The organism is Knoellia sp. Soil729, from assembly GCF_001427985.1.
Lineage (GTDB): Bacteria > Actinomycetota > Actinomycetes > Actinomycetales > Dermatophilaceae > Knoellia.
Window position 1 is genome coordinate 1329330 of the sequence record NZ_LMSA01000002.1, and the last position, 26458, is coordinate 1355787.

Here is a 26458-nt window from a genome sequence, read left to right on the forward strand (position 1 = left end):
CGACGAAGCCGGGTGGTCCGGCGAAGGGGACCACCCGGCATACGGGATCGTCGTTGTCGTCGCTTCAGTAGCGGCGGCCCTGGCCGCCCTTGCCCCCGAGGGCCTTCTTGGCGGCGCGCAGGATCGTCGCGCGACGCGTCGTGCCCTCACGCTTGGGCGGCAGCGACAGCTCCACGACCTTCCAGTAGACGCCACCGACCTGCTTGGCCAGCGAGCCGCTGACGTACTTGAGGTCGTTGCGCTCCATGAGGTCGCGGATCTTCGGTGCGATCTGCGAGTAGCGGTTGCTCGGCATGTCCGGGAAGAGGTGGTGCTCGATCTGGTGGCTGAGGTTGCCGGTCATGAGGTGCATGGCCTTGGAGCCGTGGATGTTGCCCGAGCCGAGCATCTGGCGCAGGTACCACTCGCCGCGGGTCTCACCCTCGATCGAGGTCTTCTCGAACGTCTCGATGCCGGGCGGGAAGTGGCCGCAGATGATGACCGTGTTGCTCCACACGTTCCGCACGAGGTTGGCGACCACGTTGGCGGTGAACGTGTGCCGCGGCGACCCGGTGAACGTGGCGGCCGACAGCGCCGGGTGCACCACGTAGTCCTTGGTCATCTGCGCCTTGATCTTGGCGAGGGTGAGCTGGGCGTCCTGGTGGAACTTCGCCTTGTCCTCCTCGCTCATGCGCTTCTTCTTGGCGAGGTAGCCGCCGAGCTCGAGGTCATAGGCCGCGATGGAGTACTCGAAGAGCAGCGCGTTGGCGACGTGCCAGACCGGCTGGAAGAGGTAGAACAGCGACCACCGCTGGTCCTGGTCGACGCGCAGGATGCCGTAGCCGAGGTCGTTGTCGCGACCGAGGACGTTGGTGAACATGTGGTGGATCTCGTTGTGGCTGTGCTTCCACTGGCTCGCGGGGCTGGCGTGGTCCCACTCCCACGCGGTCGAGTGGATCTTGGGGTCACGCATCCAGTCCCACTGGCCGTGCATGACGTTGTGCCCGATCTCCATGTTCTCGAGGATCTTGGCGACGGACAGGCCGGCGGTGCCCAGCCACCACATGGGGCGCACACCCTTGTACTTCACGCCGGAGAAGAGCAGGGCGGCTCGGCTGCCCATCTCGAGGTAGCGCTGCGTCTTGATGACCCTGCGGATGTATGCCGCGTCGCCGGCTCCGCGTGAGTCCATCACCTCGGCGCGGATGACGTCGAGCTCGCGCCCGATCTCCTCGATCTGCTCCGGGGTGAGGTGGGCGGCGGGGTTGGGACGGCCGGACTTCTTGAACTCCGGCCGCTGGGGGCGCGGCTCGGCGCTCGTCACGGACAGGCGCGAGTTGGCGGGGGTGGGGCGGGTGCGCTCGGGGGCGAGGGTCATGGTGTGTTCAGCTCCTTGGTTCGTGTGTGCGTTTCTCACCCAATTCCCGGGATATGCACGGACACGCCGTGTGCACAACCGGGGAATTGGGTGAGAAACGCACGGGGATTCATGGTCAGAGGTCGATGTCGCAGCGGCCGGCGGCGGCGCTGATGCACGTCTGGATGCGCACGTCCTCACCGTCCTCGCCGGTGGTGATGTCACCGGTGCGCAGGTCGCGCACGGCGCCTTCGCGCATGGTGACGACGCAGCCGAAGCAGATGCCCATGCGGCAACCACTCGGCATGAGGACACCGGCGGCCTCGCCGGCGTCGAGGATCGGGGTGCCGCCGTCGGCCTCGAGCGTGATGCCGGTCCGCTCGAAGGTGACGGTGCCACCCTCGCCGGGCTCGACGACGCTGGGGCGGAACCGTTCGACGTGCAGCTGGTCGGCCAGTCCGGCCGACTCCCAGTGGGCCTCGGCCGCGTCGAGCAGACCGGTCGGGCCACACACCCACACCTCCCGCTCGCGCCAGTCCGGCACGAGCTCGTCGAGCGAGGCGAGGTTGAAGATCCCGGCCACGTCGTCGTGGTTCTCGTGCAGCGTGAGCCGGCTCGCGGCGGCATACCCGCGCAGCTCGTCGCGGAAGATGACGTCGGCCTCGGTCGGCGCGCAGTGGATGTGCGCGACGTCGGGAAGGTCGTCGAGGTGGTTGCGCAGCATGCCGATGACGGGGGTGATGCCCGAGCCAGCGGTGAGGAACAGTGCCCTGGCCGGCAGGGTCTGCGGCAGCGTGAAGTCACCGGTGGCCTGGTCGAGCATGACGAGCGTGCCAGGTGCCGTCGCGCGGACGAGCTGGTTGCTCACCTTGCCGTCGGGGATGGCCTTGGTCGTGATGCTGATGAGGCCGTCACCGCTGTCGGACCGGTGGGTGAGGGAGTAGGCGCGCCAGTGACGCACACCGTCGACGTCGATGCCGATGCGGATGTACTGGCCGGGGCGGTGACCCGCCCAGCCGCGACCGGGGCGGATCGTCACCGTCGCGGCGTCCGCGGTCTCGGGCGTGATGGACACGATGCGGCCGCGCAGGTCGGCACCGGAGCGCATCGGGTCGAGGAGGTCGAGGTAGTCGGCCGGCACGAGGGGGGTCGCGATGGCCTGGGCCACCTTGCGCGCGCCGTCGAGGAGACCGGCGAGGGGCTTCGGAGAGTCCACGCGCCCATTCGGGGTCGTTCGGTTCAGCGTTGCAGTCACATACGCAAGCGTAACCTACGACTCCGTAGGTTACGAGCCCGTAGGTTGGTGGTTTCCATCACCCGTGAGACGTTCCCGCCTGAAGTGGGTTTCTCTCACCTCGCGTGGCAGCCGCCGTCAAGCGAGGTGAGAGAAACCCACTTCAGCGCGACCTGACTGGGCCGCGCGGGCAGCGGAGGCTCAGTCGGCGTCGCCGGTCAGGACCTCGGCCAAGCGGGCACCGAACTCGACCGACTTGCCGGGCCAGGGCCCCTCGGCGCTCGAGAACCCGCCGTGGTGCCCCCGGAACATCGTCACGGGAAGCCCGAGCTCGTCGGCGATCCCGCGCGTGGCCCGGGCGGTGATCGTGTTGCCGGTCTCCTCGCCGACGCCGAGGATGAGCCGCGGTCGACCGTTGTGCAGGGCCTCGAGGTCGGGCCGGTTGGACGTCACCTCGCGCGCACGGTTGGAGAGCAACGGGTCGTCCCGCGATCCGTCGTCCTCGGTGGGCAGTCCGAGCTGCGCGGGGTCGGGGACGGGCTGGGCGAAGTAGTCATCGGTGAACTCGCCCTGCCAGCTGCTCATCCTGATGAACGCGGCCATCCCCGCGCCGAAGCCGCGCTTCGCGTAGGCAGCTCCCACTTCTGCCGAGGCGCGTTCGACAGTCTCAGCATCGGGCAGGGCCCAGACGGCAGGCGGTTCGTGGGCCACGACCGTCACGAGATCGTCAGGGTGGGTGGCGGCCCAGTGCAGAGCGGTGACGGCGCACCGCTGCTGGCGAAGAGGTCGACGGGTCCCGCCCCGAGGTGCTGGACGAGGGCGTGCAGGTCGGCGGCCTGGTCCTGCGGCGTCTGGTCGGTGCGGCCGTCGCGACGTGTCGTGCTGCGGCCCAGCCCACGCGGGTCGTAGGTCACGACGGTGCGGTCGGGGAACTCTGCAGCCAACGCCTCGAACCCGTCGGCGCACATGGGCTGGCCGATCATGAGCAGGGGTGGCCGGCCGTCGCGGGTGGGCAGGGGACCACGCACGTCGTGGACGAGGTCGACGTCGGGCAGCTCGAGGATCTGCGTCGTCAGGTTCGGTTCGGTGCCCATGGGCTCCACCATGTCAGCCAGCGACGGCCTGCGGAAACCCCTTGCCAGCGACTGGCGGTGGCTTTCTCTCTGTTCGCTTGACAGCGGCGGTCAGGCGAACAGAGAGAAACCCACTTCAGGCGGGAAAGTTGGGACGTGGGGAGGTGGGGTCAGTGGGAAGGGGAGTGGGAGTCGGAGCCCGCGTCGGAGTCGCCGGCCATGAGGCGGCCGATCTCGGTGCGGTCGGCGCCCTTGCCCGGCAGCTCGGCGACGACCCGGCCGTCGTGGATGACGGCGATCCGGTCCGAGAGCGAGAGGATCTCGTCGAGCTCGGCCGACACCAGCAGCACCGCAGCGCCGGCGTCGCGCGCGTCGACGATGCGGCGGTGGATGAACTCGATCGAGCCCACGTCGACGCCACGCGTGGGCTGCGCGGCCATGAGCAGCTGGGGCTTGGCCGACATCTCGCGGGCGACGACGACCTTCTGCTTGTTGCCGCCCGAGAGCGAGCCGGCCGGCGCCTCGACGTTGGGGGAGCGGATGTCGAACTCCTCGCGCAGCGTGACCGCGTGGTTGCGCACCGCGCCGAAGTCGCGGATGAAGCCCTTGGCGAACGGTTCCTCGTCATAGCGGTTGAGCACGAGGTTGTCGGCGATGGAGTAGCCGCCGACGAGGCCGTGCTTCTCGCGGTCCTCGGGCACGTGGCCGACGCCGGCGTTGTTGGTGTCGCGCGCGTTGGACTTCGTGATGTCCTTGGAGCCCAGGTGCACGGAGCCGGCCACGGAGGGCCGCATCCCGGCGATCGACTCGACCAGCTCACGCTGGCCGTTGCCCTCGACCCCGGCCAGTCCCACGATCTCACCGGCGCGCACGTCGAGGTCGAAGCCGTCGACGGCAGGCAGCCCACGGTCGTCCTTGACCTTGAGGCCCTTGATGGACAGCACCGTGTCGCCCGGGGTGGCCTCGGCCTTGTCGATGCGCAGCACCACGTCGCGCCCGACCATCATCGAGGCCAGGTCGCTCGTCGTGGTGTGGGTGAGGTCGTCGACGCCGCCGACCACCTCGCCCTGGCGCAGGACGTAGCAGCGGTCGGCCGCCGCGAGCACCTCACGCAGCTTGTGGGTGATGAAGACGATGGACGTCCCCCCGGACGCGAGCTCGCGCATGACACCGAGCAGCTCGTCGGTCTCCTGCGGCGTGAGCACGGCGGTCGGCTCGTCGAGGATGAGCAGGTCGACCTGGCGCGAGAGCGCCTTGAGGATCTCGACGCGCTGCTGGGTCCCGACGGGCAGGTCCTCGACCTCGGCATCAGGGTCGACCGACAGCTTGTGCCGCGCCGACAGCTCGCGCACCATCTGGCGGGCGCCCTCGAGGTCCAGGACTCCGCCCTTGGTGCTCTCGTGGCCGAGCATGAGGTTCTCGGCGACGGTCATCACGGGCACGAGCTGGAAGTGCTGGTGCACCATGCCGATGCCACGACGGATCGCGTCCTTGGGGTCCTTGATCCGTGCTGTGTCGCCCTTGATCCTGATCGTGCCGGAGTCGGGCGTCATGAGCCCGAAGATCTGCTTCACGAGCGTCGACTTGCCGGCGCCGTTCTCGCCGAGCAGGGCCACGATCTCGCCCCGGTCGACGCGCAGTGAGATGTCCTTGTTGGCGTGGACGGTGCCGAACGACTTCGAGAGACCGTCGATCTCGAGCAGGGTCTCGCGCTCACCCCGGGCTGGGACCTTCGGCCCTTCTGTGTATGCCGTGTGCTCGGACATGCGATCAGTCACCCTTCACGAACGGTTGGCCCACGGCACCTGGTGCCCGGACGCGGCCCGCGGCGGCGGCGAGCACGACGAGGGTGAGGACGTAGGGCAGCAGGTTGATGAACTGCTGGGGGATGTTGACGACGTCGCTCGCCTGGAGCTGCGACGCCAGCGACTGCATGAAGCCGAAGAACAGCGCCGCGGCCAGGGCGCGCAGGGGTCGCCACGCACCGAAGATGAGGATCGCGAGGGCGAGGAAGCCTCGGCCCGAGCTCATGTTGCGCTCGAACGTGCTCGTGGCCTCCATGGACAGGTAGGTCCCGGCCAGTCCGGCGAGGGTGCCGGCCACCGTGACGTTGAACAGGCGCAGTGCGACGACGTTGATGCCCGCCGTGTCCGCGGCCGAGGGGTACTCGCCGACGGCGCGGGTGCGCAGTCCCCATCGCGTCTTGAAGAGCATGAAGTGCAGGGTGAACGCGATGATGAGCGCAAAGAGCGCGATCGGACCGTCCGAGAAGAAGACCGGCCCGATGAGCGGGATGTCGGACAGCAGGGGGACGTCGAAGTTGGGCAGGCCCCGCGGGATCGTCTTGCCGGACTCGAAGTAGAACGACGTGATGCCGGTGGCGACGATGTTGATGACGACACCGGCGATGATCTGGTCGAGCTGGCCCACGACGGTCGAGAAGGCGAGGAAGGCACCCATCGCGATGCCGGACAGGGCGCCGGCGATGACACCGATGACGACCGACTGGGTCGCCGCGGCGGCGAAGAACCCGGCGAAGGCGCCGACGAGCATCTGCCCCTCGATGCCGATGTTGACGACACCGGAGCGTTCACCCATGACACCGACCATGGCGCCGAGGACGAGCGGAACCGCGAGGAACCAGGCGTAGGAGAACATCGACACGGCGATGTTGGAGTTCACGAAGTAGAACGCGTAGGCCCCGATGAGGATGAGGGCGGCGGCGCCGGCCCAGATCTTGTTGTGCTGCACCCACTGCATGTCAGGCCCCCCAGCTTCCGGCGAGCTGCGTCTGTTTGGTCGCGTGTCGGCGGAAGATCAACTTCGCGATGACGGGCAACGAGACCATGAGCAGCGTGATGGCCAGCAGCACGTCGACCACCTCGGGTCGGATGCCGAGCTGGAACTGGAGCGTCGGGGCGCCGGCACGCATCGCACCGACGAGGACCGCCGCGGGGATCGTCCCGAGAGGGTTGCCCCGGGCGAGCAGCGCGATGGTGATGCCGTCGAAGCCGAGCGAGCCGGCGATGCCGTTCTGGTAGCGGTAGGGCTCGATCTGCAGGAGCTCGAAGGCTCCCGCGAGCCCGGCCAGGCCACCGGACAGCGCCATCGCGACGAGAGTGGCCTTGGTCGTCCCGATACCGGCATACCCGGCTGCGAACTTGTTGCGGCCCACAGTCTGGAGCTCGAACCCCAAGGTGGTGCGCTTGAGCATCCAGGCGACGACCACGGAGAGGAGCAGCGCGACGGGCAGGCCCCACGGGATGAGCTTGAGGAAGGGCAGCAGTCGCGCGCCCTCGGGGACCGCGTGCGAGGTCGGGAAGGGCTGGCCCTTGTCGGAGAGCGGGCCGCCGTTGACGAGCCAGTCGATGAGGCCGACGGCGATCGAGTTGAGCATGATGGTCGAGATGACCTCGTGCACGCCGCGGGTGGTCTTGAGCAGGGCGGCGATCGAGGCCCACATGGCGCCGAGGAGGACCGCGACCACGACCGCCACGACGACGATGAGGGCGGCGGGCAGGTCACGCAGCGCATAGCTGGCCCATGCCGCACCGATGCCGCCCGCCATGAGCTGGCCCTGGCCACCGATGTTGAAGAGGCCGACCTTGAGCGGGATGGCCACGGCGAGGCCGACGAGGATGAGCGGCGTCGTCTTCTGCATCGTCGCCAGCAGCCCGGACTCGGTGGCGAACGAGTGCGTGAACAGCACCTCGTAGGCGTAGGTCGGGTTGAACCCCTGCGCCCGGATGAGGATGGCACCGATGGCGAAGGCCAGCACGACCGCGAGGATCGGGACCACGATCGCCTGGTGCCGCACGAGGATGCCGAGCACTCCCGTGGGCGGGGGCGTCGCACCCCGCTCGGCGACCACGGGCACCGCCGCTCCGGTGTCGGTGGGTGCGGGCTCCGTCGCGGGCGCCGGGGCGTCCTTCGCCGGGGGGAGATCGGGGTCAGCCATGACTCTCCGGGGGTGTGGTGACAGGTGTCGGGACGGGAGAACGGGCGCCCTCGCTGGAGGGCGCCCGTTCCGTGCAAAGCATGCCCGGACTGTAGCCGACGTGCGCCGGGAGCCGACAGGCTCGCGGGACGCGGCCCAGCCCGGTCAGGCCGGGTGGGGTGACGAGGTCAGGCGACCTTGACGGAACCGTCCTCGATGCCCTTGACGACGTCGGCGACCTTGGTCTTGACCTCGGCGGGGATCTTGGAGTCGAAGTCGTGGTAGGCCGCGAGTCCGGTCTTGCCGTTGAAGTTGCCGCCCTTGATGGAGCCGTCCTTGGCCTGCTTGAGCAGGGTGGTCGTGCCGTCGGTGAGCTTCTTCTCGGCCGACGTCACGAGGCACGGGTGCGCCTCGGGGACGGTGTCCCACTGGTCGAGGTCGACACCGATGCAGTAGAGCGACTCGCCCGCACCCTTGGACTTGGCGACCTCGCCGAGGGCGCCGTTGCCGGTGCCACCGCCGGCGCCGAAGATGATGTCCGCGCCCTGCGCGAGCATCTTCTTGGCCTCGCCGGCGCCCCACGGGGAGTCGGAGAAGGCGTTGTCGCCGGCCGGGTGGTAGACCTTCGCCACCGAGATCTTGGGGTTGGCGGCCTTGGAGCCCTGTTCGTAGCCCTTGGCGTAGTTCTGGGTCGGGGGGATCTCCTGGCCGAGGACGACGCCGATCTTGTTCGTCTTGGTGAGCAGGCCCGCGAGGTAGCCCGCGGCGTAGCCGGCGTTGGCCTCGGGGAAGACCAGGCCGGTGACGTTCGCGACGTCGCTCTCCTGGAACTGGTCGACACCGATGAACTTCGTCGTGGTGTTCGCAGCGGCAGCGGTGCGCGTGGCCTCGGTCATGAGGAAGCCGACCGTGACGATGGCGTCGTACTTCTGGTCGGTGAACTGCTTGAGGTTCGAGGCGTAGTCCTTGGCGTCCTTGGTCTCGATGTACTTCGTCTGGATGCCGTCGCCCTCCATGGCCTTCACGCCCTCCCAGGCGGCCTGGTTGAACGACTTGTCGTCGACAGAGCCCGTGTCCGTGACGAGACCGATGCAGAACACGTCCTCCGAGGAGCAGTCCTTGGGGGCGGACGAGGCGTTGGTGCCGCTGCCGGTGTCGGTGTTGTTGCCGGTGCTACCGCCACAGCCGGCGAGGGCGAGGGCGAGCGCGGCAGGGACCGCGACGAGGAAAGGCTTGGCCTTCATAGACATACTCCTTGGGGGTGTGCAGGATGCCCCCGAATGGTAGCCGCCGGGGCCCCACCCTGAGACGCGGTTGAAATTCCGTTGCCGTGTCGTTACTGGCGGGTCAGCGCGGCGAGCTCCGTGGCGTAGTCCGGGAACTTCCCCACGAGGTCGTCGCGGTCCCCGAGGGTGAAGTGCTGCGGCCGGAACGCCGGGCTGCACCAGCACGACAGCAGGGTCCAGTCGCCCAGGGTGGCGGCGCCCTGCCACATGCCCTTGCGCACCAGCCTCTGGCGGTGCTTCTCGTGGAGCAGGGTGAGGCGGCCGTGGTTGCGGTGCCGGCCCTCCTTGAGGCGCAGCAGCGCCGCGGGGGCTCCGTCCAGCCACTGCCACCCCTCGTCGACCTCGAGGCGGTGCATCGCGGAGAAGCCGTCATCCGCCGGCGTGAGCAGGACGAGGATCGAGCTGAGCGCCTGGGTGCGCGGGCCCTCGACGAACCACGCGCCCTCCTGCGGGATGGGCTCCATCCTGAGGTCGGCGATGATCTGCTCGGCGGTGCGCAATGACTCAGACTTCCTGGGCTGCGTGAGCGGCGGCTGCTGCTGCGCGAGCCCTCCCCCGGCTCCTGTCGAGGAGCTGGCGCAGGTCCACCAGGGTGGCGCGGCGCTCGCTGACGACAATCCTCCCATCGACGAGAACGTCGGTGACATCGCCCCTGCCCGCCGCGTGGACCAGCAGTGCGGGCACGTCGTGCACAGGGGTGAGGTGCGGCTGGTCGAGGTCGAGCAGCACGATGTCGGCGCGCTTGCCCACCTCGAGACTGCCGACGAGGTGCTCCATCCCGAGAGCGCGGGCGCCGTCGATCGTGGCGGCACGCAGGATGTCGACGGCGCCGATGGCCGGGTCACCGCTCGTCAGCGCGGCGAGGTGTGCTGCCTGGCGCATGGCCTGCCACATGTCGAGGTCGTTGCTGCTGGCGCACCCGTCGGTGCCGATGCCGAGGTGTATGCCGTCCGCTCGCCACCGCGTCCAGTTCAGCGCGCCGGAGGCGAGCTTGAGGTTCGAACCGGGACAGTGCGCGACGGTGACGCCCGCGGCGGCGGCGGTGGCGCGGTCCGAGTCGGTGAGGTGGACGCCGTGCCCGAAGACCACCCGGAGGGACGCGAGGGGCGGGAGGGCGCCGGCGCTCGCGAGGAGCTGGGTCGGGGTGGCGCCGAAGCGGGCCACGGTGTCGGCGTTCTCGGCCGCGTTCTCGGACACGTGCGTGTGCAGGACGCCGTCAGGGGCGAGCTCGCGCAGCAGGGACGAGACCTCGGCGAGGTGCTCCACCGAGTTGGTGTAGGTCGCGTGCGGCATCGCAGCGACCGGGACCGCGGGCCCACCGATCGAGCGGAGCACCTCGGGCCAGGCACGCAGCCCGGCCATCCGCTCCTGCCACTCCAACCCGTCCGGTCCGGGCCCGTCGAAGAAGGTCGGGCCACCCACGTGCCGCGACCCCGCTGCGACGGCTCCGCGATGTCCGGCCTCGTGGTGGAAGTACATGTCGAGCTGCGTCGTGCAGCCCCCGAGCAGGGACTCCACGGCGCCGAGGGTCGCCCCCAGCTCGACCGTCTCGGGGTCCATCACCGCACCCTCGGCCGCCCAGACGCGGGTGAGGAAGCCCTGCAGGTCGCTCCCCTCCGCGATGCCACGCAGCAGCGTCATGGGGAGGTGGGTGTGGAGGTTCACGAGACCGGGCAGGGCCAGCCGGCCCCGCCCGTCGATCACCTCGTCATCCGGCCGCGCCGGCACCTCGCCCACCTCGGCGATGACACCGTCCTCGACCGCGACCGAGACGTCGTGCAGCACCGAGTCCTCGGCGTCCACGGTGACCAGGAGCTCGAGGTCGCGGATGACGACCCTGCTCATGCGTCGTCCTCGTCCGAGGCGAACACCGAGCGCGTGTGGACGAGCTCGTCGATGATGGCGAGCACCTTGGGTGCACCCGTGGTGAGCACGGCCGAGATCTCGTCCATCGTGATCGGTTCGCCCGGCCGCACGCCGGCCGCAGGGTTCACGACAAGGCTGAGGGCGGCATACCGAAGTCCTGCTTCGACAGCGAGCGTCACCTCGGGGACGCCGGTCATCCCGGCCACGGTCCCGCCCGCGAGGGCGGCGAGCCGGATCTCGGCGGGCGACTCGAAGCGCGGGCCGTCGAAGCAGACGTAGACGCCACCGTCGAGAACCGGCTGCTCGATCGAGCTCGCGGCCTCGAGGAGCTCGCGCCGCAGGGCCGGGTCGTAGGCCGTGGTCATGTCGGTATGCACCACCCCTTCGGGCCCGTCGCCGTCGTGGAACGTCGACTCGCGTCGCCGCGTGAAGTCGAGGAAGTCGTCGAGGACGACGATCTCGCCGGCCTCCAGGTCTGGCTCGATGCCGCCCGTGACGTTGACCGCGATGACGTCACGGACACCGAGGTCGGCCAGCGCGCGGATGATCGCGCGGTAGTTCACCCGGTGCGGCGGCACCTTGTGCCCGGCTCCGTGCCGGGTGACGAAGGCGACGGGCTGGCCGTGCCACGTCCCCCGGGTCACCGGCGTGGGCCCGTATGCCGTCTCGACCGTCTCGCTGCGCGCGTCGTCGAGCGCTTCCAGGTCGTAGAAACCGGTGCCGGCGATCATTCCCAGGGGCTGGAGGCTCACCGGCGGCACGCTACCCGTGCCTTGTGTGCCTGAGCGCGAGTCCTGGGTCGCGCTCAGGCACACAAGGCGGGGGTGGGTGCGAGGATGCGGATCATGACGGCGACGAGGCGGGTGGCGATCGCGGCGACCGGTCCGGCCTCTCTGGCGGCCGGTCAGCTCGTCGTGGCGGACGGCGGGAACGCGGTGGACGCCGCCATCGCGGCGGCGATCACCGCGATGAGCACCGAGCCCGGCATCGTCAGCCTCGCCGGGGCGGCCTTCGTGTCCGTGTGGCCCGCGTCCGGCTCACCCGTCGTCATCGACGGCAACGTCGCGATGCCGGGCCTTGGGCTCGCGCGCTCGGTCTTCGGTGGTGGGGTCCGCGAGGTCGTCACCGACTACGGCGGAGGAGTGACGATGTATGCCGGGCCCGGCTCGGTCGCGGTGCCCGGCGCCCTGTCGGCGTGCGAGAGCGCCGTGGCGCGCTTCGGCTCCCAGCCGTGGTCCGCGGTCGTGGCACCGGCGGCCCAGGTCTGCCGCGACGGCTACCCCATCGGTGGGGCGGCCGCGAAGTACCTGGGGTTCGTCGCCGACCCCCTGTTCGGCCAGGACCCCGGTGCCCACGCCATCACTCGCCGGGCTGACGGGGAACCCTTCGTGGCAGGCGACCTGGCACGCAACCCCGACCTGTCCGTCGTGCTCACGGCCATCGCTCGCGAGGGCGCCTCGCTCCTCACGACCGGTGAGCTCGGGCGGGCGCTCGCGACCGAGATGGCAACGCACGGGGGGTTGGTCACGGAAGCCGACCTCACGGCATACGAGGTCGTCGTCCGCGAACCGGTTCGGCGCGCGCTGGGCGAGTGGGACGTCGCACTCAACCCCCCACCGTCGGTCGGGGGACCGCTGCTGGCGGTCATGCTCGGGGAGCTCCAGCGGTCCGGGAAGCCGACGTGGGACGACATCCTGCGGATCCAGTGGGCGGTGCTGGCCTACCGGCAGCAGGTGCTCGACCGCTCGCGCGACCTCGACGCCGACGGGCACGCGCTGCTGGCCTCGGTCGAGCGCCACGGCCTCGCCGGCCTGCCGACGTCGGCGTCGACGGCGCACGTGTCGGCGGTGGACTCCGACGGTCTGGCGTGCGCGGTGACGATGTCGAGCGGCTACGGGTCGGGCGTGACCATCCCCGGGACGGGGCTGCTGCTCAACAACGCGCTCGGGGAGCCCGAGCTCAACCGGCTGGGGCTGCACGCCCTCGCGCCGGGCACGCGGCTGGCGTCCAACATGGCTCCGACCGTCGCCCGGGCCGGTGACGGGCGGGTGCTCGCGGTGGGCTCGCCCGGCGCTGACCGGATCACGACCGCGCTCATGCAGGTGCTCGCCCAGCTCTGCCTCGGTGGAGCCGACCTCGACGCGGCGGTGCAGGCGCCACGGCTGCACGTGCGGTTCGAGGAGTCAGGGGAGGCGGGCGTCGAGCACGAGGCGAGCCCAGAGCTCTCGGCGGCGGTCGCCCGGGCCGGCCTGCACGGCCTCGACCACGGCGAGCTGTCGATGTACTTCGGCGGAGTGGGTGCGGCCTACCGCGACAGCGACGGCCGGCTGCGTGCGGCCGGGGACCCTCGGCGCGAAGCCGCCGTCGCCGTCTCCTGAGGCTCCCTTCCCCTCGAGTCGGGTTCAGCGGGTGGCGCCCGTGACCATCCAGTGGTCGGTGCGGACGCGGGCCCACATGAGCACCCCGCGGATCGCCATGAAGGCGGTGAACGCCAGCCACAGCCACGTGACCGCGTTGTCCGTGCCACGCGTGCCGCCGCTGCCGTCGTCCGAGAGCAGCCAGTCGCCCATGAGGTGCACGCCGAGGATGAGCGGGAGGTAGGCGAGGAAGTTGCCGAGCATGGCCCGGGCCAGCCACCGGCCGTCACCGGCGCCGATGAGCACCCCGTCGATGACGAACGCGTAGCCGCTGAGGGGCTGTGAGAGGGCGACGACGATGAGGGCGGCGGCAATCGCCGACTGCACCGCTGGGTCACTGGTGAAGAGCCGAGGAAGGGTCGTGTGCAGCAACAGCACGAGGATGCCCAGCGCAACCCCGCTGAGGATGCCCCAGCGGACCATCAGCGTTGTCGCAGAACGCGTTCGCTCCACGTCACCAGCCCCCAGCGTCTTGCCGGTGATCGCCTGGGCCGCGATCGCGATCGCGTCGAGCGCGAAGACCAGGAAGGACCAGATCGTCGCCGACACCTGGTAGGCCGCCAGCGGGACGTCACCGAGCCCGGCGGCGACCCACGTGGTCGTCAGGAGGACGGCGCGCAGCGCCATCGTGCGGATGAGCAGCGGTATGCCGGTGCGTGCGGCGGCGAGGATGCGACCGGGATGGGCGCGCAGCGCGACGTGGTGGCGTCCGGCCTCGCGCATGAGGACCCAGACGAGGGCGGCGGCCATGCCCGTCTGAGCGATGACGGTGCCGAGCGCGGACCCGCCGATGCCCCAGTGGAACTGGTAGACGAAGAGGAGGTTGAGGGCGATGTTGCTCGTGAAGCCCAGGCCGCTGGCGAGGAGCGGCGTCCGGGTGTCCTGGAGCCCGCGCAGCACCCCCGTCGTGGCGAGCACGACGAGCATCGCCGGGATGCTGATGGCGGAGATGCGCAAGTAGGTGACCGCGTGCCCCAGTGCCTCGGGTGAGGCGCCGAAGAGCCGGCAGATCGGCCCGGCGAACACCGCGACGAGCACTGCAGTGACGGCACCCAGCCCCAATGCAAGCCAGGTCCCGTCGATGCCCGCGGCAATCGCGCCGTCACGGTTGCCGGCGCCGAGCTGACGCGCCACGACCGAGGTCGTGCCGTAGGCGAGGAAGACGAAGAGGTTGGCCGCCGTGAGGAGCATGGCGCTCGCGACGCCGAGGCCGGCGAGCTGCGGGGTGCCGAGGTGTCCGACGATCGCCGAGTCGGCGAGGAGGAAGAGCGGCTCGGCGACGAGGGCGAGGAACGCGGGGAGCGCGAGACGCAGGACCTCCCGGTGCTGGCTCGGGGTCTCCTTCCCGAGGTGGTCGGCTGTCTCGTCTGGCACACCGCGAACCTAGCTGTCAAGAACGACTTATTGCCCGTTGGGAGAGTGGCTCGCTGCCCTCGCAACTCTCCCAACGGGCAATAAGTCGAACGTCAGGTGGTGAGGGTGACCCAGAGCGCCGTCGCGCCGAGCAGGACCACGGCGGCGCACACGGCGAACACCTCGGTGGTGGCGGGCTCGAGGCCCGGTGACGGGAAGTGGTGCGCAATCCGCGAGAGGCGCACGCGTGTGTGGAAGAACGTGGCCGCCCCGGTGAGGGACGCGGCGGCCACGACCACCGCCACGAGGGCGCCGTGGTCGCCGGCCCAGCGCAGGAAGAAGAGCGAGACCACGACGAAGGACAGCGAGGTGCGCTGCCACGCGAGCGACGTGCGCTCGGGTTGGAGTCCCGGGTCGTTGCGGCCAAGGGGCGCCTGCGGTGCCTGGGTCACGGCGACCTCAGGGTGACGAGGACGAGCAGCGCGGTCGCGGCGAGCACCGACCCGATGACGAGGAAGGGCACCAGGATCGGGAAGGGCAGCGGGCGCCCCTGCCGCATCGCGCGCTCGACCCGTAGCCAGCGGGCACCCGCTCCGAGCGCCACCGCGACGCCGATGCAGATGAGCAGGACGACGAGCATGGTGCGGGTCGCCTCGTCCAGGTCGAGGTTGAACCCCTCGATCGCGACAGCGCCGGCGACGAAGGCGAGCCCGGTGCGGATCCACGCGAGGAAGGTTCGCTCGTTCGCCAGCGTGAACCGAGGGTCCGGCTCCTCGCCGCCTCCGAGGATGAGGCGAGCGTGCGAAGAGGTGGCATCGGGCATGCACCAGACCCTAGCCACCACGGCTCGTGACGCTCTGTCGGGAGGCGAGCGGGCGGCATACGCTGAAGGCATGTGCCGAAACATCCGTCAGCTGCACAACTTCGAGCCGCCGGCCACGGACAGCGAGGTGTATGCCGCAGCGCTGCAGTACGTGCGCAAGGTCAGTGGGTCGACCAAGCCTTCACAGGCCAACCAGGAGGCGTTCGACGCTGCGGTGCGTGAGGTTGCGGACGCGACCCAGCACCTGCTCGACCACCTCGTGACGGCGGCGCCGCCCAAGGACCGCGAGGTCGAGGCGGCGAGGGCGCGGGCCCGGTCGGCGGAGAGGTACGGCCGAGCCGGCTGACGTCCTGGGCTCAGCTCGGGCGGACGGTGAGGATCTGGTTGAGGCTGCCGATCAGCCCGTTCTCGTCGTGCAGGACGCTGCTCGTCAGGCCGACGCCGTTGTCCCCGAAGGTGACCGTGGTGTCGAAGCCGAGCCACCCCGGGCGGGGGGCGCGCACTAGGTGAGCGGTGAGGTCGACGTTGGGGAAGGCGACCGTGGTGGGGTCCTGCCGCACGGTCATGCCATTGGCGATGTCGAGCAGGCCCACGGCTGCCGCCGTCGGTGAGACCGGTTCGTCGGCCACGAGGGGCTCGTCGGTGCGCACCCAGAACTGGGCTCGACCTGGGGCGATCTGGGTCCGGCGCAGGTGTGCGGTCTGGATGAAGCCACCGGGCCAGACCGTCGTGGGGTCCCAGGCAGGGGTGGCCTCGGGCGACGGGAGGTGGCCGGTGGCCGTGCCGGCGATGGTGGCGGTGTCGCGGGACTGGAGGAGCCACGCGCGCAGGATCACCGCGGGACGCCCGCCGTGGCTGAGCGTGGCTTCGACGAGCTCGATGGTTCGGCCCGGGCGCAGCACGGTGACGGTGGTGTCGACGTCGGCGACCGGAAGGGTGCCGAGGATGTCAAAGGAGAGCCGCGCGAGCGCCAGGGCCTCCTCGGGGCGCTCCGGGCGGCGCTCGCCGCGGTCGGTCTCGACGACGTGGGCGAGCAGTCCCAGGGCCGGGGCGATGTGCTGCTCCTGCTGGACCCAGGCCCCGCCGGTGTGCTCGGTGGCGACGAAGGAGGAGGCGCCGGTGCGCTCGAAGTAGGCCATGGACAGATCTTGTCCCACGACCTGTCTACTACAGGGTAGGCGAAGGGTCTTGACGGGGAATTCTGGCGGGTGGTAGGCGTCTGAGCCACATGGGCCATGTGGATGAGACACGCCCGAAAGTTTCTTTTGCGCACACCCGGTGAATGGTAAAACTGCACGTCACAGCCTTGCGCGACGTGCTGCTGCGCGCTTGTCCACAGGGCTGTCCACGGGCTGTGCACAACGCGGCCGGGCGTTTTGCACCAGCCGTCCACAGGTTGTCCCCAACCCCGTTTTCGTGGCCTGAGCGCAGGCGCCTAACGTGTGCAGATCGTGGACCCGTGAGCGCTGTCAGTGCTCGCTGATGAAGTGGCCACACGGCAGACGAGTGCTTGATATGGAAGGGGCGGCGGGTGTCGATCGCGGAGCTCAGCAGCAGCTACACCGGCTCGAGCGACGGTCCCCCCGACGACAGGCTTCCTCCCCAGGACCTCGGTGCCGAGCAGTCCGTCCTCGGCTCGATGCTGCTCAACAAGGACGCGATCGCCGACTGCCTCGAGGTGACGAAGTCCACGGACTTCTACCGCCCCGCGCACGAGCTGATCTATGACGCGGTTCTCGACCTCTATGGCCGTGGCGAGCCGGCCGACGCGATCACCGTCGCCGACGAGCTGGGCAAGCGCGGCGACCTGACCCGTGTCGGTGGGCAGGCCTACCTCCACCAGCTCATCCAGTCGGTGCCGACTGCGGCCAACGCCGGCTACTACGCCGAGATCGTTCATGAGCGGGCCGTCCTGCGGCGCCTCGTCGAGGCCGGCACGCGCATCGTGCAGATGGGCTACGGCCAAGGCGAGGGTGACGTCGACGAGATCGTCAACCGCGCGCAGGCCGAGGTCTACTCGGTCGCCGAGAAGCGTGGCGGCGAGGACTACCACCAGCTCGGCGAGCTGCTCAACGCGACGATGGAGGAGATCGAGGCCGCGGCTGGCCGCACCGACGACCTGACCGGTGTCCCCACCGGCTTCCTCGAGCTCGACACCCTGACCAACGGGCTGCACCCCGGCCAGATGATCGTCATCGCGGCTCGACCGGCCGTAGGAAAATCGACCTTGGGAATTGACATCGCTCGCGCGGCGGCGATCAAGCACAACATGGCGACCGCCGTGTTCTCGCTCGAGATGAGCCGCACCGAGATCACGATGCGCATCCTCTCCGCCGAGGCCACCATCCAGCTCCAGGACCTCCGGAAGGGCCTCAAGGGCCAGGAGCAGTGGAACAAGCTGGCCCGTGTCATGGGCAAGATCTCGGACGCCCCTCTTTTCATTGACGACTCGCCCAACATGTCGCTCATGGAGATCCGGTCCAAGTGCCGCCGGCTCAAGCAGCAGCACAACCTGCGAATGGTCATCATCGACTACCTCCAGCTCATGAGCTCCGGCAAGAAGGTCGAGTCGCGCCAGCAGGAGGTCGCCGAGTTCTCGCGTGCGCTGAAGCTGCTGGCCAAGGAGCTCGAGGTGCCGGTCATCGCGATCTCGCAGCTGAACCGTGGTCCGGAGCAGCGCACCGACAAGCGCCCCCAGATGTCCGACCTTCGCGAGTCAGGCTCGATCGAACAGGACGCCGACATGGTGATCCTGCTCCACCGCGACCGCTCCGATCCGGAGCGGGACGGCGAGGCAGATGTGATCGTGGCCAAGCACCGCAACGGTCCGACCGCCGACATCGTGCTGGCGTTTCAGGGGCATTACAGCCGGTTCAGCAATATGGCCCGGGACGGCGGCTTCTGACGCGAGGCTGACGTCCTGTGAGCCGACATTTCAGTGTCACCAGTTGCGACATCCAGTGTCACCGGTGACAACACTTGAGTGTCACCAGTGACGGCGTATCAGTGCCACCGCTGAGTGTGGATAAGTGACAGGGTGTGTCGCCCGTGCCACTACGTGTCGTTTCTCCACAGGGACAGCCACAAATGCCCAATCCTCGGAGGTCGGTGTGTTCCTGGCCATCCGCCCGTTCTCCGGTCACGGCACTCGTCTCCGCCGGTTGACCTGTCCCCTGGTGCGCCAGAATCGGCACATGGACTTGATGAGCGCTCCGGTGTTGGACGTTCGCCCGCTCATGCCCGAGGAACGGTGCGACCTGTTGACGCTCCTTTCCGACCTGACTGATGAGGAGTGGTCCCGGCCCAGCGTTGCGACTGAGTGGACGGTGAAGGAACTCGCGCTCCACCTACTCGACGACGACCTCGGATGGTTGTCGCGAGGTCGGGACCGTGACCAGTCGGGCTCACTCAGGACCGACGAACCCGGCGGGTTCGTGGCCGCATTAACCGCCAAGAACCAGCAATGGGTGGAAGGCGCCGCTGGCCTCAGCCGAACGGTGGTCATCGGGTTGCTGGAATGGTCCGGGCAGCAAATGGATGCGTACTACGGAAGCATGGACCTGCGCGGCTTCGGCCGCGTTGCCTGGGCGAGTGACGGCGCGGTTCCTGTCTGGTTCGACATCGCTCAGGACCTGACCGAGCGCTGGGTCCACCAGATGCAGATTCGCGAAGCCGTTGGTCGTGTGGACGAATATCGCGACCGGTTCCTGCCCCTCGTGCTCCGGACCTTCGTCTGGGCGCTGCCACACCAATACCGCGAGGACGCAGAGCCTGCCTCGACGATCGTCATTGACCTGACCCAAGGTGGCGTGTGGACCCTCACCTGCCAAGGTGATGGACGTTGGGTCCTTTCGGCGGGTGGGGTTGAGAGCCCCGATGCGGAAGCGTGTTTCGATGCCGACACAGGCTGGCGGTGGCTCACCGGAGGGAGACTGCGCCAAGAGGATCTCGCGTGGGCAGGGCCCGAGCGTTTTCGCGAGCCGCTTCTGCGCATCCGAGGCATCCTCGTTTGACGCCTGTGGAAAAGCGACATGAGGTGTCACCGGCGGCAGTCCATGTCGCTTGCGGTGACACTGACGTGTCGCTTCACAGGACGTCCCCCCACGCGGGACGTGAGAGCCATCCAATGCCCGCCGAGTGGCCGCCAAGGCGGGCTGGCCCGCGTTGCTCAGTTCGCGGGGCTCATCCGGCCCATGGCGGGCCCCAAGCGTGCAGGACCACCATGAGGTTCGGGCGCCACCCGACGTCCACTCCCGGACGAGTCGTAGCGAATCCCTCGCCACGACAGAGGAAGGATCGACGATGAAGCGATTACTCGCAGTGGCGTCCTGTGTGTTCGCCCTGGCCGGTGTGTCAGCGGGCCCTGCGCTTGCCGGTGAGATCAAGGGGCCGCCCGGGACGGTGGGCAGCACCAACACGACCGGTGCGCTCGACCACGCACACTCAGCATGTGCAGCCAGCGGACTCAACGACATGGACCCGCTCGAAGGCCAGCTCGCGTCACAGGTGCAGACCGCAGCGGACTCCTGGAAGTACTACGGCCTGCCCAAGGGCGCACCTGGCACTTTGGGCCTGTGCAGGGGCAACTGACCGACACACCGCAACAGCGGGGTCCCGTCAACCATGACGGGACCCCTGCGGGTTGGCGTCTGCTTCGGCTGTCCTTCAGTCGGTTGTCGGCGCCTCTGCCGGGAGGATCCCTGAGTCCTCCGCCGTGGCGGCGTCGGACCGAGCCGCTGGCCTCACCCCGAAGAGAGCCACGGCGAGACGTGGCATGCGCGCTCGACATCCCGGAGCAGCTGACGCGGCCCCTCGATGCTGCGCTCCACTTCTTGAGACGCCGACAACCTGCGCTCAGGGTAGAAGTCGCGCCACCCGTGAAAAGTGTCCGTTCCGGCCATGGCTCGATCAGCGTTCGTATGTTTTCGTCCGGACGCGTCGCAAGTCCTGAACGGCGAATTTTCGCGTAACGCCTGCAGGAGCGCTGTGCACCCGTCGATGATCTCTGCGTGAGCGATCAGGACCTCGTGGTGAAGCGGTGGCGCCGGTACGGCAAGGACCGCCTGTACGTCGAGACCCCGGAAGGCACCAAGATCGGCTTCTGGGATCTCGTGACGAATACGGGGGAGGCCGAGGCGCCGGAGTACGAGGCCACATTGCTGGCAGCAGTCACCACGTGGAGATCGTCAGCCGGGCTGGCGCCCTCACAGTCGCCGGCAGTCGGCTCCTTGGTCGAGGCCGCAGGAACAGACGTCAACAAGGACCGGCCGCGTCTCCAGCCCGGCCCCTCCGGTATACCGGCAACCGGACAGCACGGGATCGCCGAGGTGGCGCACCCGCAGCTCGCCGAGTTGTGGACGGACAACAGCGACGTGGTCGCCGCCGACGGTTCTGCCGTGGGGGTGCCCATCGCTGCGCAGGAGGCCCTCGTGGTCCAGCCCGTCCGGCCATGGGTGGACCTCCCCACCAACGCTGCGGGAGCCGAAGCCCGCGAACGCGCCAAGGTCGCCCGTGACTCCGCGCCCGTCAAAACGGTGTTGGCGCGCGTCCTTGGGGTCCATACGAGCGAACGGGCCTGGCGCATCGGTGCCGACGGCGAGGAGAAGGTCGCCGCCCAGCTCGCCAAGGTTGCCAGTAAGGACCCACGCTGGCGGTTCCTGCACGCCATCCCGGTGGGCGACCGCGGCTCGGACATCGACCACATCGTCATCGGTCCCGGTGGCGTGTTCACAGCCAACGCCAAGCATCACCCCGGCGCCAAGATCTGGGTCGGCGGCAACACGTTCATGGTCAACGGGGCCAAGCAGCCCTACGTTCGCAACGCTCGCCACGAGGCCCAGCGCGCTGCGAAGATCCTGACCGGCACGTGCGGCTTCCCCGTCCACGTCGAAGGCCTCATTGTGACGGTCAACGCCAGCGACGTGGTGATCAAGGCCCAGCCCGAGGGAGTGTCCGTCACCCCGCGCATGCAGGTCGCGCGTTGGCTCCTGCGGCACGGGGACATCCTTGCACCCGAGAGCATCGATGCGATCTACGAGGCGGCGCGGCGCTCCACGACCTGGCGGTAGGCGAGTCGACCCCTTCCGTTGCACACCCCTCGGAGGTCGGGGGAGGCAAGGGCGAGCCGGTGTCAGGGCAGGTAGCTGCCCTTGATGACGAAGTAGGTGCCGCGGATGGTGCCGGCGAGCTTGGACTTCTGGCGAGCCCACTTGAACGCCGACAGCTCCTGCGGCGGTTCCATGCCTTCGGAGAGCTTGAAGCCCACCGCTCGCTTCCCGCCCTCCTCGAGCGTGTAGAGCACGTTGACGGCAAGGCCGGACTCGTAGAAGACGTGGACCCACCGGATGCCGTCGACGTTCGCGACCGCAGCCTCCAGCGGCGGTGAGGCGATGACGATGTCCCGCTCCTCGCGCAGGATCCGGGCCACCCAGTCGACGACGTCCGCAGCGTCGCTCGCCTGCTCGACGGTGAAGTCGTGGTCGTACTTGTTCTTGAAGTAGCGCGCCTCGTTCGCCCGCAGGCCCGCGAGCGCTCGGGCCACCGGCGAGCTCTCCAGACCCTGCGTGGACACGTCCTTGAAGTCGACCAGCTGGCTCATGCCGCCCAACCTAGACCTGCCAGCGCGAGCGACGTCGTGAGGAGTGCACGATCGCTTGGCATCAGACCCCGGGAGACGGTCTGCGCGTGAGGCATGCTGAGGACCAGGCACAACCACGGGCACCGAGCAGCCAGATCCGGAAGGAAGACGACCATGAGCAAGGACTTCGCCATCGGCGACCACGTGCGATGGAACTCCGAAGCAGGAGAGGTCACCGGCGTCATCACCGCGAAGCACGTCAAGGACACCGAGTTCATGGGGCGCATGCGTCGCTGCTCCCCCGAGGATCCCCAGTTCGAGATCAAGAGCGACAAGACCGACCACGTCGCCATGCACAAGAGCGGCGCGCTGCACAAGATCGACTGATCATTGGCACCCAAGGACGACTCACCCCAGATCTGGACGATCGGCCACTGGACCTGCCCGATCCCTGACTTCCTCGCACCCCTGGACGAGCACCGCATCGAGCTGCTCGCGGACGTGCGCGCCCACCCCGGTTCACGGCGCAACCCGCAGTTCGGCAGTGACGCGATGTCGGAGTGGTTGCCCGAGAACGGCATCGACTACGTGTGGCTCCCCGAGCTGGGCGGCCGACGCCGACGTCAGGACGCGCCGGACGTCGACCCGGAGATCAACGGGGGGTGGCAGAACGCGAGCTTCAAGAACTACGCCGACTACACGCTCACCGACGCCTACCGCAGCGCCATCGACGACCTCACCACGACCGCCCGGACGCGTCGGGTGGCGATCATGTGCGGCGAACCGATGCCCTGGCGGTGCCACCGCCTCCTCATCTCCAACACCCTCACCGCGCAGGGCTGGAAGGTCGAGCACCTGGTGACCGGCGGCGACGCGCGCCTGCACGTGCTCGGCCAGTGGGGCGCGACCCCCACTGTGGGCGAGCACGGTGAGCTGACCTACCCGGCCGGGCCACCCGACGCCTGACCCTGACCTCGCGGATTGACTGGGGGGTACAGGGAACCGGACGTGTTCCCCGGCAGTCTGAACTGCATGAGACTCCGGGCGAAGTGGGTGGCTGTCGCGGCTGCGGTCCTGCTCGTGCTCGTCGGTGCCCTGTATGCCGTCCGGCTCACCCTCGTGACCGCGTCCGACGATGGTGCGGGCTGGCTCGACTCGCTCGAGCCCGTGCAGGGCCAGTGGGTCTCGAGCGCCGGGTTCGCCTACGACGGCTCGACCCCGTGGACCGTGCCCGTGACCCTGGACGTGGAGGGTGACCTGCTCCGCTTCGACGTGGGGTGCAACCGGATGAGTGCGACCGTGACGGTGAAGGACCGTCGGCTCCGGTCCGAGCACGGCGTCGCCACGACCAGGATGGCCTGCCCGCCGGAGGTGACGGCCCATGAGGCCTGGCTCACGGCGCTCGTCTCCGACCGCGCCCAGGTCCAGCTCAAGGGCTCGACCGAGGGAGACATGTTCAGCCTCAACACCGACGCCGGCTGGATCGGATTCATCCGGCGCTGAGCCGGCATCGCGGTCGACGATGCCGCACGAAGCCCCCTTGGTGTCCACCTCCTCGTCTCCGCGGTGGACGTGCCGCTCACGGTCCACCTCCACCTCGCCATGGACGGTGCGGTCTCCGTCCGGCGGCACCACCGTGCGCTCGACGGGCCCTACCCGCGCACTGCTCCGCCGATCCACGGCAACGTTGCGTGGCGGCTCCTGTCGGCGTCCCACCACGCCGAGGTCACCGACCCCGCGGTCTGCGAGCTCCTCGACGAGGACGGGGTCCTGGCCCTGCGCGCGCGCCTTGGTCCGGATCCGCTCCGTGAGGATGCGGAGCCCGACGTCGCCAGGCGCCGCATCCAGAACTCCCGAAGGCCGATCGGTGCGCTGCTCACCGACCAGAAGGTGCGGTATGCCGTCTACGGCCGAGCAGGTCAGCCCTGCCACGTGTGCGGCATGACCGTGCGCGTGGTGCTGATGGGCCGCCAGCGGATGTTCTGGTGCCCCGGCTGCCAGCACGCCTGACACGGACACCCTCCGATCACCCGGTCCCCCGGCACGATGGAGCCATGCAGGCACTCGAGCTCCTCCTCGACGACGACACCGATGCCGTCGTGCGTGCGGAGTGGGCGGCGTTGCGGGAGAGTGGGTTCCCGAGCCAGGCCGACCACACGGGTGAGACCAACGCGCCGCACGTCACCGTGCTCGCAGCCGACCACCTCCCCGCCACGGACGACGAGATCGGCCCGGCACTCGCCTCCCTGCTCCCGATGCCGGTCCGGCTGGGGCCGGCCATCGCCTTCCCCGGCCGGCGCATCGTGCTCGCCCGACTGGTCGTGGTGGACCTGCGCCTCGTGCAGCTCCACGACGCGGCCGTGCGTGTGAGCGGTGCGAACCCGACGCCGCTCACGGCCCCGGGTCGATGGGTTCCGCACGTCACCCTCGCGCGCTGCATCCCGCCCAGCCGCGTCGGCGACGCGCTGGCCCTGCTGCGCGTCCCGGGTCACGACGGCACCGCAGCCGTCCTGCGGCACTGGGACAGCGACGCCCGCCGGACCACGACCCTGACGTGAGCGCGGCGTGGTGTCGGCGGCACGGCATACGGTCAGTTCGCTCGCACGACACCGGCCCGGAAACCGGGCTCCTGGTGGAGGAGGCCGCGCGCTTCTCGTGGCAGGGTGATGGCATGAGTCCGGTTCAGATCCGTCCCGTCGGTGGCAGCGCGGGATGCCTCGTCATGATCCTCATCTCCCTGGCGCTGTCCGTGCTGCTGACCGTGGGACTCAACCTGTTCCTCCGATGACCGGCGCGTGAACGGCACAGCCGCCACCTCGCCGGGATGAGACCGGCGCAGGGCAGGATGACCCCCGTGCACAGTCCTTTGAACAGCCGGTATGCCGACCTGGTCCGTCTCCTCACCCGTTACGGTCGCTCGGACCTGGTGTCCGGCGCCCAGCTCGACGAGTTCGCCGTCGGTGAGCCGAGCGCCGGGGAGGACGCGGAGGTCGCCACGGAGGACGTCCCGACCGCGGAGCAGTTCGCGACCGACCTGGAGCGGATGGGCCCCACCTTCGTCAAGCTCGGGCAGCTGCTCTCGACCCGCTTCGACCTGCTCCCTGCCGCCTACACGACGGCGTTGGGCCGCCTCCAGGACTCGGTCGAGCCGATCCCGTTCGAGGAGATCCGTGAGGTGGTGGAGTCCGAGCTCGGTGCCCGCATCGAGGACCGGTTCAGTGACTTCTCCACCGAGCCGCTCGCCGCAGCCTCGCTCGGTCAGGTGCACGCCGCGACGCTCCGCAACGGACGAGAGGTCGTCGTCAAGGTGCAGCGTCCGGGTGTGCGCGAGACAGTGCGGGACGACATGGAGGTCCTCGCCCGCCTCGCGAGCCTCGCCGACAGGCGGACCTCTGCCGGTCGACGCTTCGGCTTCGGCCAGCTGCTCAGCCAGTTCCGCCGGTCGCTGGCGGGCGAGCTGGACTACCGCCGAGAGGCCAAGAACCTCGAGCTCTTCGGGGAGCTGACGGCGGACTACGACCTGCTCGTCGTGCCGAAGCCGACGATGGACTACACGACGAGCCGGGTCCTGACGATGGAGCGCATCGAGGGCCGCAAGGTGACCGATGTGGGTCGCCTCGGGCTCCTCGACGTGGAGGCGCGCCCCATCGTCGAGCAGCTCTTCGCCGCCTACCTGCGGATGATCCTCGACCGCGGGGTCCTGCACGCCGACCCGCACCCCGGCAACCTGCTGCTCACCGACGACGGACGCCTGGCGCTGCTCGACCTGGGCATGACCGCGTCGGTGCCGCCGCGGATCCAGGAGGAGGTCGTCAAGCTCCTCCTGTCCATCAGCGAGGGCGACGGCGAGGAGACGGCGACGATCCTCGCCTCCATGGGTCACCCCATCGAGGGGTACGACGCCGCGGCCTTCCGCGACGACGTGAGCCACCTCGTGTCCGAGGCGGTGGCGAGCGGGCCCGACCTGCAGGTGGGCACCGTGCTCGTGGACCTCAGCCGGCTGTCGGGCACCCATGGCCTGCGTCCGCCGGCCGAGATGTCCATGATCGGGAAGGCCCTGCTCAACCTCGACCAGACGACCAGCCACCTGGACCCGGACTTCGCGCCGGCCGAGGCGATCCGTGACAACGTCAGCCAGATCTTCCGTTCCGGGCTCAAGACCTCGCCGGCAGGGCTGCTGTCCGCAGCGATCGAGGCCAAGAACTTCACCGCCCAGCTCCCCAAGCGCGCCAACCGGATCCTCGACGCCATGGCCGACGGAGAGTTCACGGTCAGGGTCAACGCGATCGACGAGGAGCGCCTGCACCTCGTCCTGCAACGGATGGCGAACCGGCTCACGCTGGGCCTCATCATCGCGGCCACGCTCATCGGCGCCTCGTTCATGATGCGGGTGCCCTCGTCCTGGACGATCCTGGGCTACCCGGGGATCGCCATCTTCTTCTTCCTCCTCGCCGCCGTCGGCGCAGTGGTCCTGGCCGCCTGGATCATCGCCACCGACCGCAAGGTGGCCCGGGCGCCCGAGCGGCGGCAGTCGCCCCCGGGCATGGAGTGACCAG

Annotated in this window: 28 protein-coding genes; 12 read left to right on the top strand and 16 right to left on the bottom strand. The window is 69.4% G+C overall.

The window, feature by feature from the left end:
- Positions 1 to 64: 64 nt before the first annotated feature.
- From ASG74_RS11230 to ASG74_RS11275, 11 genes are all read right to left on the bottom strand, one after another.
- A complete protein-coding gene (locus ASG74_RS11230) occupies positions 65 to 1357 on the bottom strand; it encodes a fatty acid desaturase family protein (RefSeq protein ID WP_056142873.1) in 1293 nt (430 codons plus the stop codon).
- A gap of 115 nt (positions 1358 to 1472) precedes the next feature.
- Entirely contained in the window at positions 1473 to 2552 is a 1080-nt protein-coding gene (locus tag ASG74_RS11235; RefSeq protein WP_056142876.1) for a ferredoxin reductase, read from the bottom strand.
- 219 nt (positions 2553 to 2771) lie between these two features.
- Positions 2772 to 3281 (bottom strand): hypothetical protein, encoded by a 510-nt coding sequence (locus ASG74_RS17705; RefSeq protein ID WP_235498896.1) that lies wholly within the window; start codon positions 3279 to 3281, stop codon positions 2772 to 2774.
- A 5-nt stretch (positions 3282 to 3286) separates the two neighbouring features.
- Positions 3287 to 3664 carry an alpha/beta fold hydrolase gene (locus ASG74_RS17710; RefSeq protein ID WP_235498897.1) on the bottom strand — a complete coding sequence of 126 codons (378 nt, stop codon included), beginning with the start codon at positions 3662 to 3664 and terminating at the stop codon, positions 3287 to 3289.
- Positions 3665 to 3813: 149 nt separating this feature from the next.
- Positions 3814 to 5409 (bottom strand): ABC transporter ATP-binding protein, encoded by a 1596-nt coding sequence (locus ASG74_RS11245; RefSeq protein WP_056142882.1) that lies wholly within the window; start codon positions 5407 to 5409, stop codon positions 3814 to 3816.
- Between the two features lie 4 nt (positions 5410 to 5413).
- A complete protein-coding gene (locus ASG74_RS11250) occupies positions 5414 to 6403 on the bottom strand; it encodes an ABC transporter permease (RefSeq protein WP_056142888.1) in 990 nt (329 codons plus the stop codon).
- Position 6404: 1 nt separating this feature from the next.
- Positions 6405 to 7601: an ABC transporter permease gene (locus ASG74_RS11255; RefSeq protein ID WP_056142891.1), complete on the bottom strand. Its 1197-nt coding sequence runs from the start codon at positions 7599 to 7601 to the stop codon at positions 6405 to 6407.
- Between the two features lie 167 nt (positions 7602 to 7768).
- A complete protein-coding gene (locus tag ASG74_RS11260; protein ID WP_056142894.1) occupies positions 7769 to 8824 on the bottom strand; it encodes a BMP family ABC transporter substrate-binding protein in 1056 nt (351 codons plus the stop codon).
- A 92-nt stretch (positions 8825 to 8916) separates the two neighbouring features.
- Complete coding sequence (locus tag ASG74_RS11265) at positions 8917 to 9366, bottom strand: cupin domain-containing protein (RefSeq protein WP_056142897.1); 450 nt, start codon at positions 9364 to 9366, stop codon at positions 8917 to 8919.
- A 4-nt stretch (positions 9367 to 9370) separates the two neighbouring features.
- Positions 9371 to 10711, bottom strand: coding sequence for an amidohydrolase family protein (locus tag ASG74_RS11270; protein WP_056142900.1), 1341 nt, complete (start codon positions 10709 to 10711; stop codon positions 9371 to 9373).
- Positions 10708 to 11484: an S-methyl-5'-thioinosine phosphorylase gene (locus ASG74_RS11275; protein ID WP_235498898.1), complete on the bottom strand. Its 777-nt coding sequence runs from the start codon at positions 11482 to 11484 to the stop codon at positions 10708 to 10710. The genes ASG74_RS11270 and ASG74_RS11275 overlap by 4 nt, the downstream gene beginning before the upstream one ends.
- 93 nt (positions 11485 to 11577) lie before the next feature.
- On the opposite strand from ASG74_RS11275, the gene ASG74_RS11280 reads away from it, so the two are divergent.
- The gene (locus ASG74_RS11280) at positions 11578 to 13110 is read left to right on the top strand and encodes a gamma-glutamyltransferase (RefSeq protein ID WP_056142907.1); all 1533 of its coding nucleotides are present in this window, start codon (positions 11578 to 11580) and stop codon (positions 13108 to 13110) included.
- Positions 13111 to 13134: 24 nt separating this feature from the next.
- Here the strand turns inward: ASG74_RS11280 and ASG74_RS11285 are convergent, their stop codons facing one another.
- From ASG74_RS11285 to ASG74_RS11295, 3 genes are all read right to left on the bottom strand, one after another.
- On the bottom strand, positions 13135 to 14523 hold the full coding sequence (locus ASG74_RS11285; RefSeq protein WP_056142913.1) for an MATE family efflux transporter: 1389 nt from the start codon (positions 14521 to 14523) through the stop codon (positions 13135 to 13137).
- Positions 14524 to 14615: 92 nt separating this feature from the next.
- Positions 14616 to 14954, bottom strand: a complete 339-nt coding sequence (locus ASG74_RS11290) for a DUF202 domain-containing protein (RefSeq protein ID WP_056142916.1) — start codon at positions 14952 to 14954, stop codon at positions 14616 to 14618.
- A complete protein-coding gene (locus ASG74_RS11295) occupies positions 14951 to 15325 on the bottom strand; it encodes a YidH family protein (RefSeq protein WP_056142919.1) in 375 nt (124 codons plus the stop codon). Before ASG74_RS11295 ends, ASG74_RS11290 begins: the two co-directional genes overlap by 4 nt.
- Before the next feature lie 70 nt (positions 15326 to 15395).
- On the opposite strand from ASG74_RS11295, the gene ASG74_RS11300 reads away from it, so the two are divergent.
- The gene (locus tag ASG74_RS11300; protein ID WP_056143555.1) at positions 15396 to 15671 is read left to right on the top strand and encodes a DUF2277 domain-containing protein; all 276 of its coding nucleotides are present in this window, start codon (positions 15396 to 15398) and stop codon (positions 15669 to 15671) included.
- Between the two features lie 10 nt (positions 15672 to 15681).
- Here ASG74_RS11300 and ASG74_RS11305 read toward each other — a convergent pair whose 3' ends face one another.
- Positions 15682 to 16464 (bottom strand): thioesterase family protein, encoded by a 783-nt coding sequence (locus ASG74_RS11305; RefSeq protein WP_056142922.1) that lies wholly within the window; start codon positions 16462 to 16464, stop codon positions 15682 to 15684.
- 392 nt (positions 16465 to 16856) lie between these two features.
- Here ASG74_RS11305 and dnaB point away from each other — a divergent pair, with 392 nt between their 5' ends.
- The 4 genes from dnaB to ASG74_RS17715 all read left to right on the top strand — a co-directional run bounded on the left by dnaB (position 16857) and on the right by ASG74_RS17715 (position 21393).
- On the top strand, positions 16857 to 18230 hold the full coding sequence (dnaB, locus tag ASG74_RS11310) for a replicative DNA helicase (RefSeq protein ID WP_056142925.1): 1374 nt from the start codon (positions 16857 to 16859) through the stop codon (positions 18228 to 18230).
- A 289-nt stretch (positions 18231 to 18519) separates the two neighbouring features.
- Positions 18520 to 19338 (top strand): maleylpyruvate isomerase N-terminal domain-containing protein, encoded by an 819-nt coding sequence (locus ASG74_RS11315; protein ID WP_156465361.1) that lies wholly within the window; start codon positions 18520 to 18522, stop codon positions 19336 to 19338.
- Between the two features lie 289 nt (positions 19339 to 19627).
- Positions 19628 to 19915, top strand: coding sequence for a hypothetical protein (locus ASG74_RS11320; RefSeq protein ID WP_156465362.1), 288 nt, complete (start codon positions 19628 to 19630; stop codon positions 19913 to 19915).
- A 419-nt stretch (positions 19916 to 20334) separates the two neighbouring features.
- Positions 20335 to 21393 (top strand): nuclease-related domain-containing protein, encoded by a 1059-nt coding sequence (locus ASG74_RS17715; RefSeq protein ID WP_235498899.1) that lies wholly within the window; start codon positions 20335 to 20337, stop codon positions 21391 to 21393.
- A gap of 62 nt (positions 21394 to 21455) precedes the next feature.
- Here ASG74_RS17715 and ASG74_RS11330 read toward each other — a convergent pair whose 3' ends face one another.
- Positions 21456 to 21923 (bottom strand): hypothetical protein, encoded by a 468-nt coding sequence (locus tag ASG74_RS11330; RefSeq protein ID WP_056142938.1) that lies wholly within the window; start codon positions 21921 to 21923, stop codon positions 21456 to 21458.
- 153 nt (positions 21924 to 22076) lie between these two features.
- Between ASG74_RS11330 and ASG74_RS11335 the strand changes: the two genes are divergently transcribed.
- The 6 genes from ASG74_RS11335 to ASG74_RS11360 all read left to right on the top strand — a co-directional run bounded on the left by ASG74_RS11335 (position 22077) and on the right by ASG74_RS11360 (position 26454).
- On the top strand, positions 22077 to 22289 hold the full coding sequence (locus tag ASG74_RS11335) for a DUF2945 domain-containing protein (RefSeq protein WP_056142941.1): 213 nt from the start codon (positions 22077 to 22079) through the stop codon (positions 22287 to 22289).
- Positions 22290 to 22292: 3 nt separating this feature from the next.
- A complete protein-coding gene (locus ASG74_RS11340) occupies positions 22293 to 22868 on the top strand; it encodes a DUF488 domain-containing protein (protein ID WP_235498900.1) in 576 nt (191 codons plus the stop codon).
- 66 nt (positions 22869 to 22934) lie between these two features.
- Positions 22935 to 23405, top strand: a complete 471-nt coding sequence (locus ASG74_RS11345) for an META domain-containing protein (protein ID WP_082569668.1) — start codon at positions 22935 to 22937, stop codon at positions 23403 to 23405.
- Between the two features lie 63 nt (positions 23406 to 23468).
- The gene (locus ASG74_RS11350; RefSeq protein ID WP_056142947.1) at positions 23469 to 23912 is read left to right on the top strand and encodes a hypothetical protein; all 444 of its coding nucleotides are present in this window, start codon (positions 23469 to 23471) and stop codon (positions 23910 to 23912) included.
- Positions 23913 to 23956: 44 nt separating this feature from the next.
- Positions 23957 to 24460, top strand: a complete 504-nt coding sequence (locus ASG74_RS11355; protein ID WP_056142949.1) for a 2'-5' RNA ligase family protein — start codon at positions 23957 to 23959, stop codon at positions 24458 to 24460.
- 296 nt (positions 24461 to 24756) lie between these two features.
- Positions 24757 to 26454, top strand: coding sequence for an ABC1 kinase family protein (locus ASG74_RS11360; protein WP_235498901.1), 1698 nt, complete (start codon positions 24757 to 24759; stop codon positions 26452 to 26454).
- The last annotated feature ends 4 nt before the right edge of the window (positions 26455 to 26458 follow it).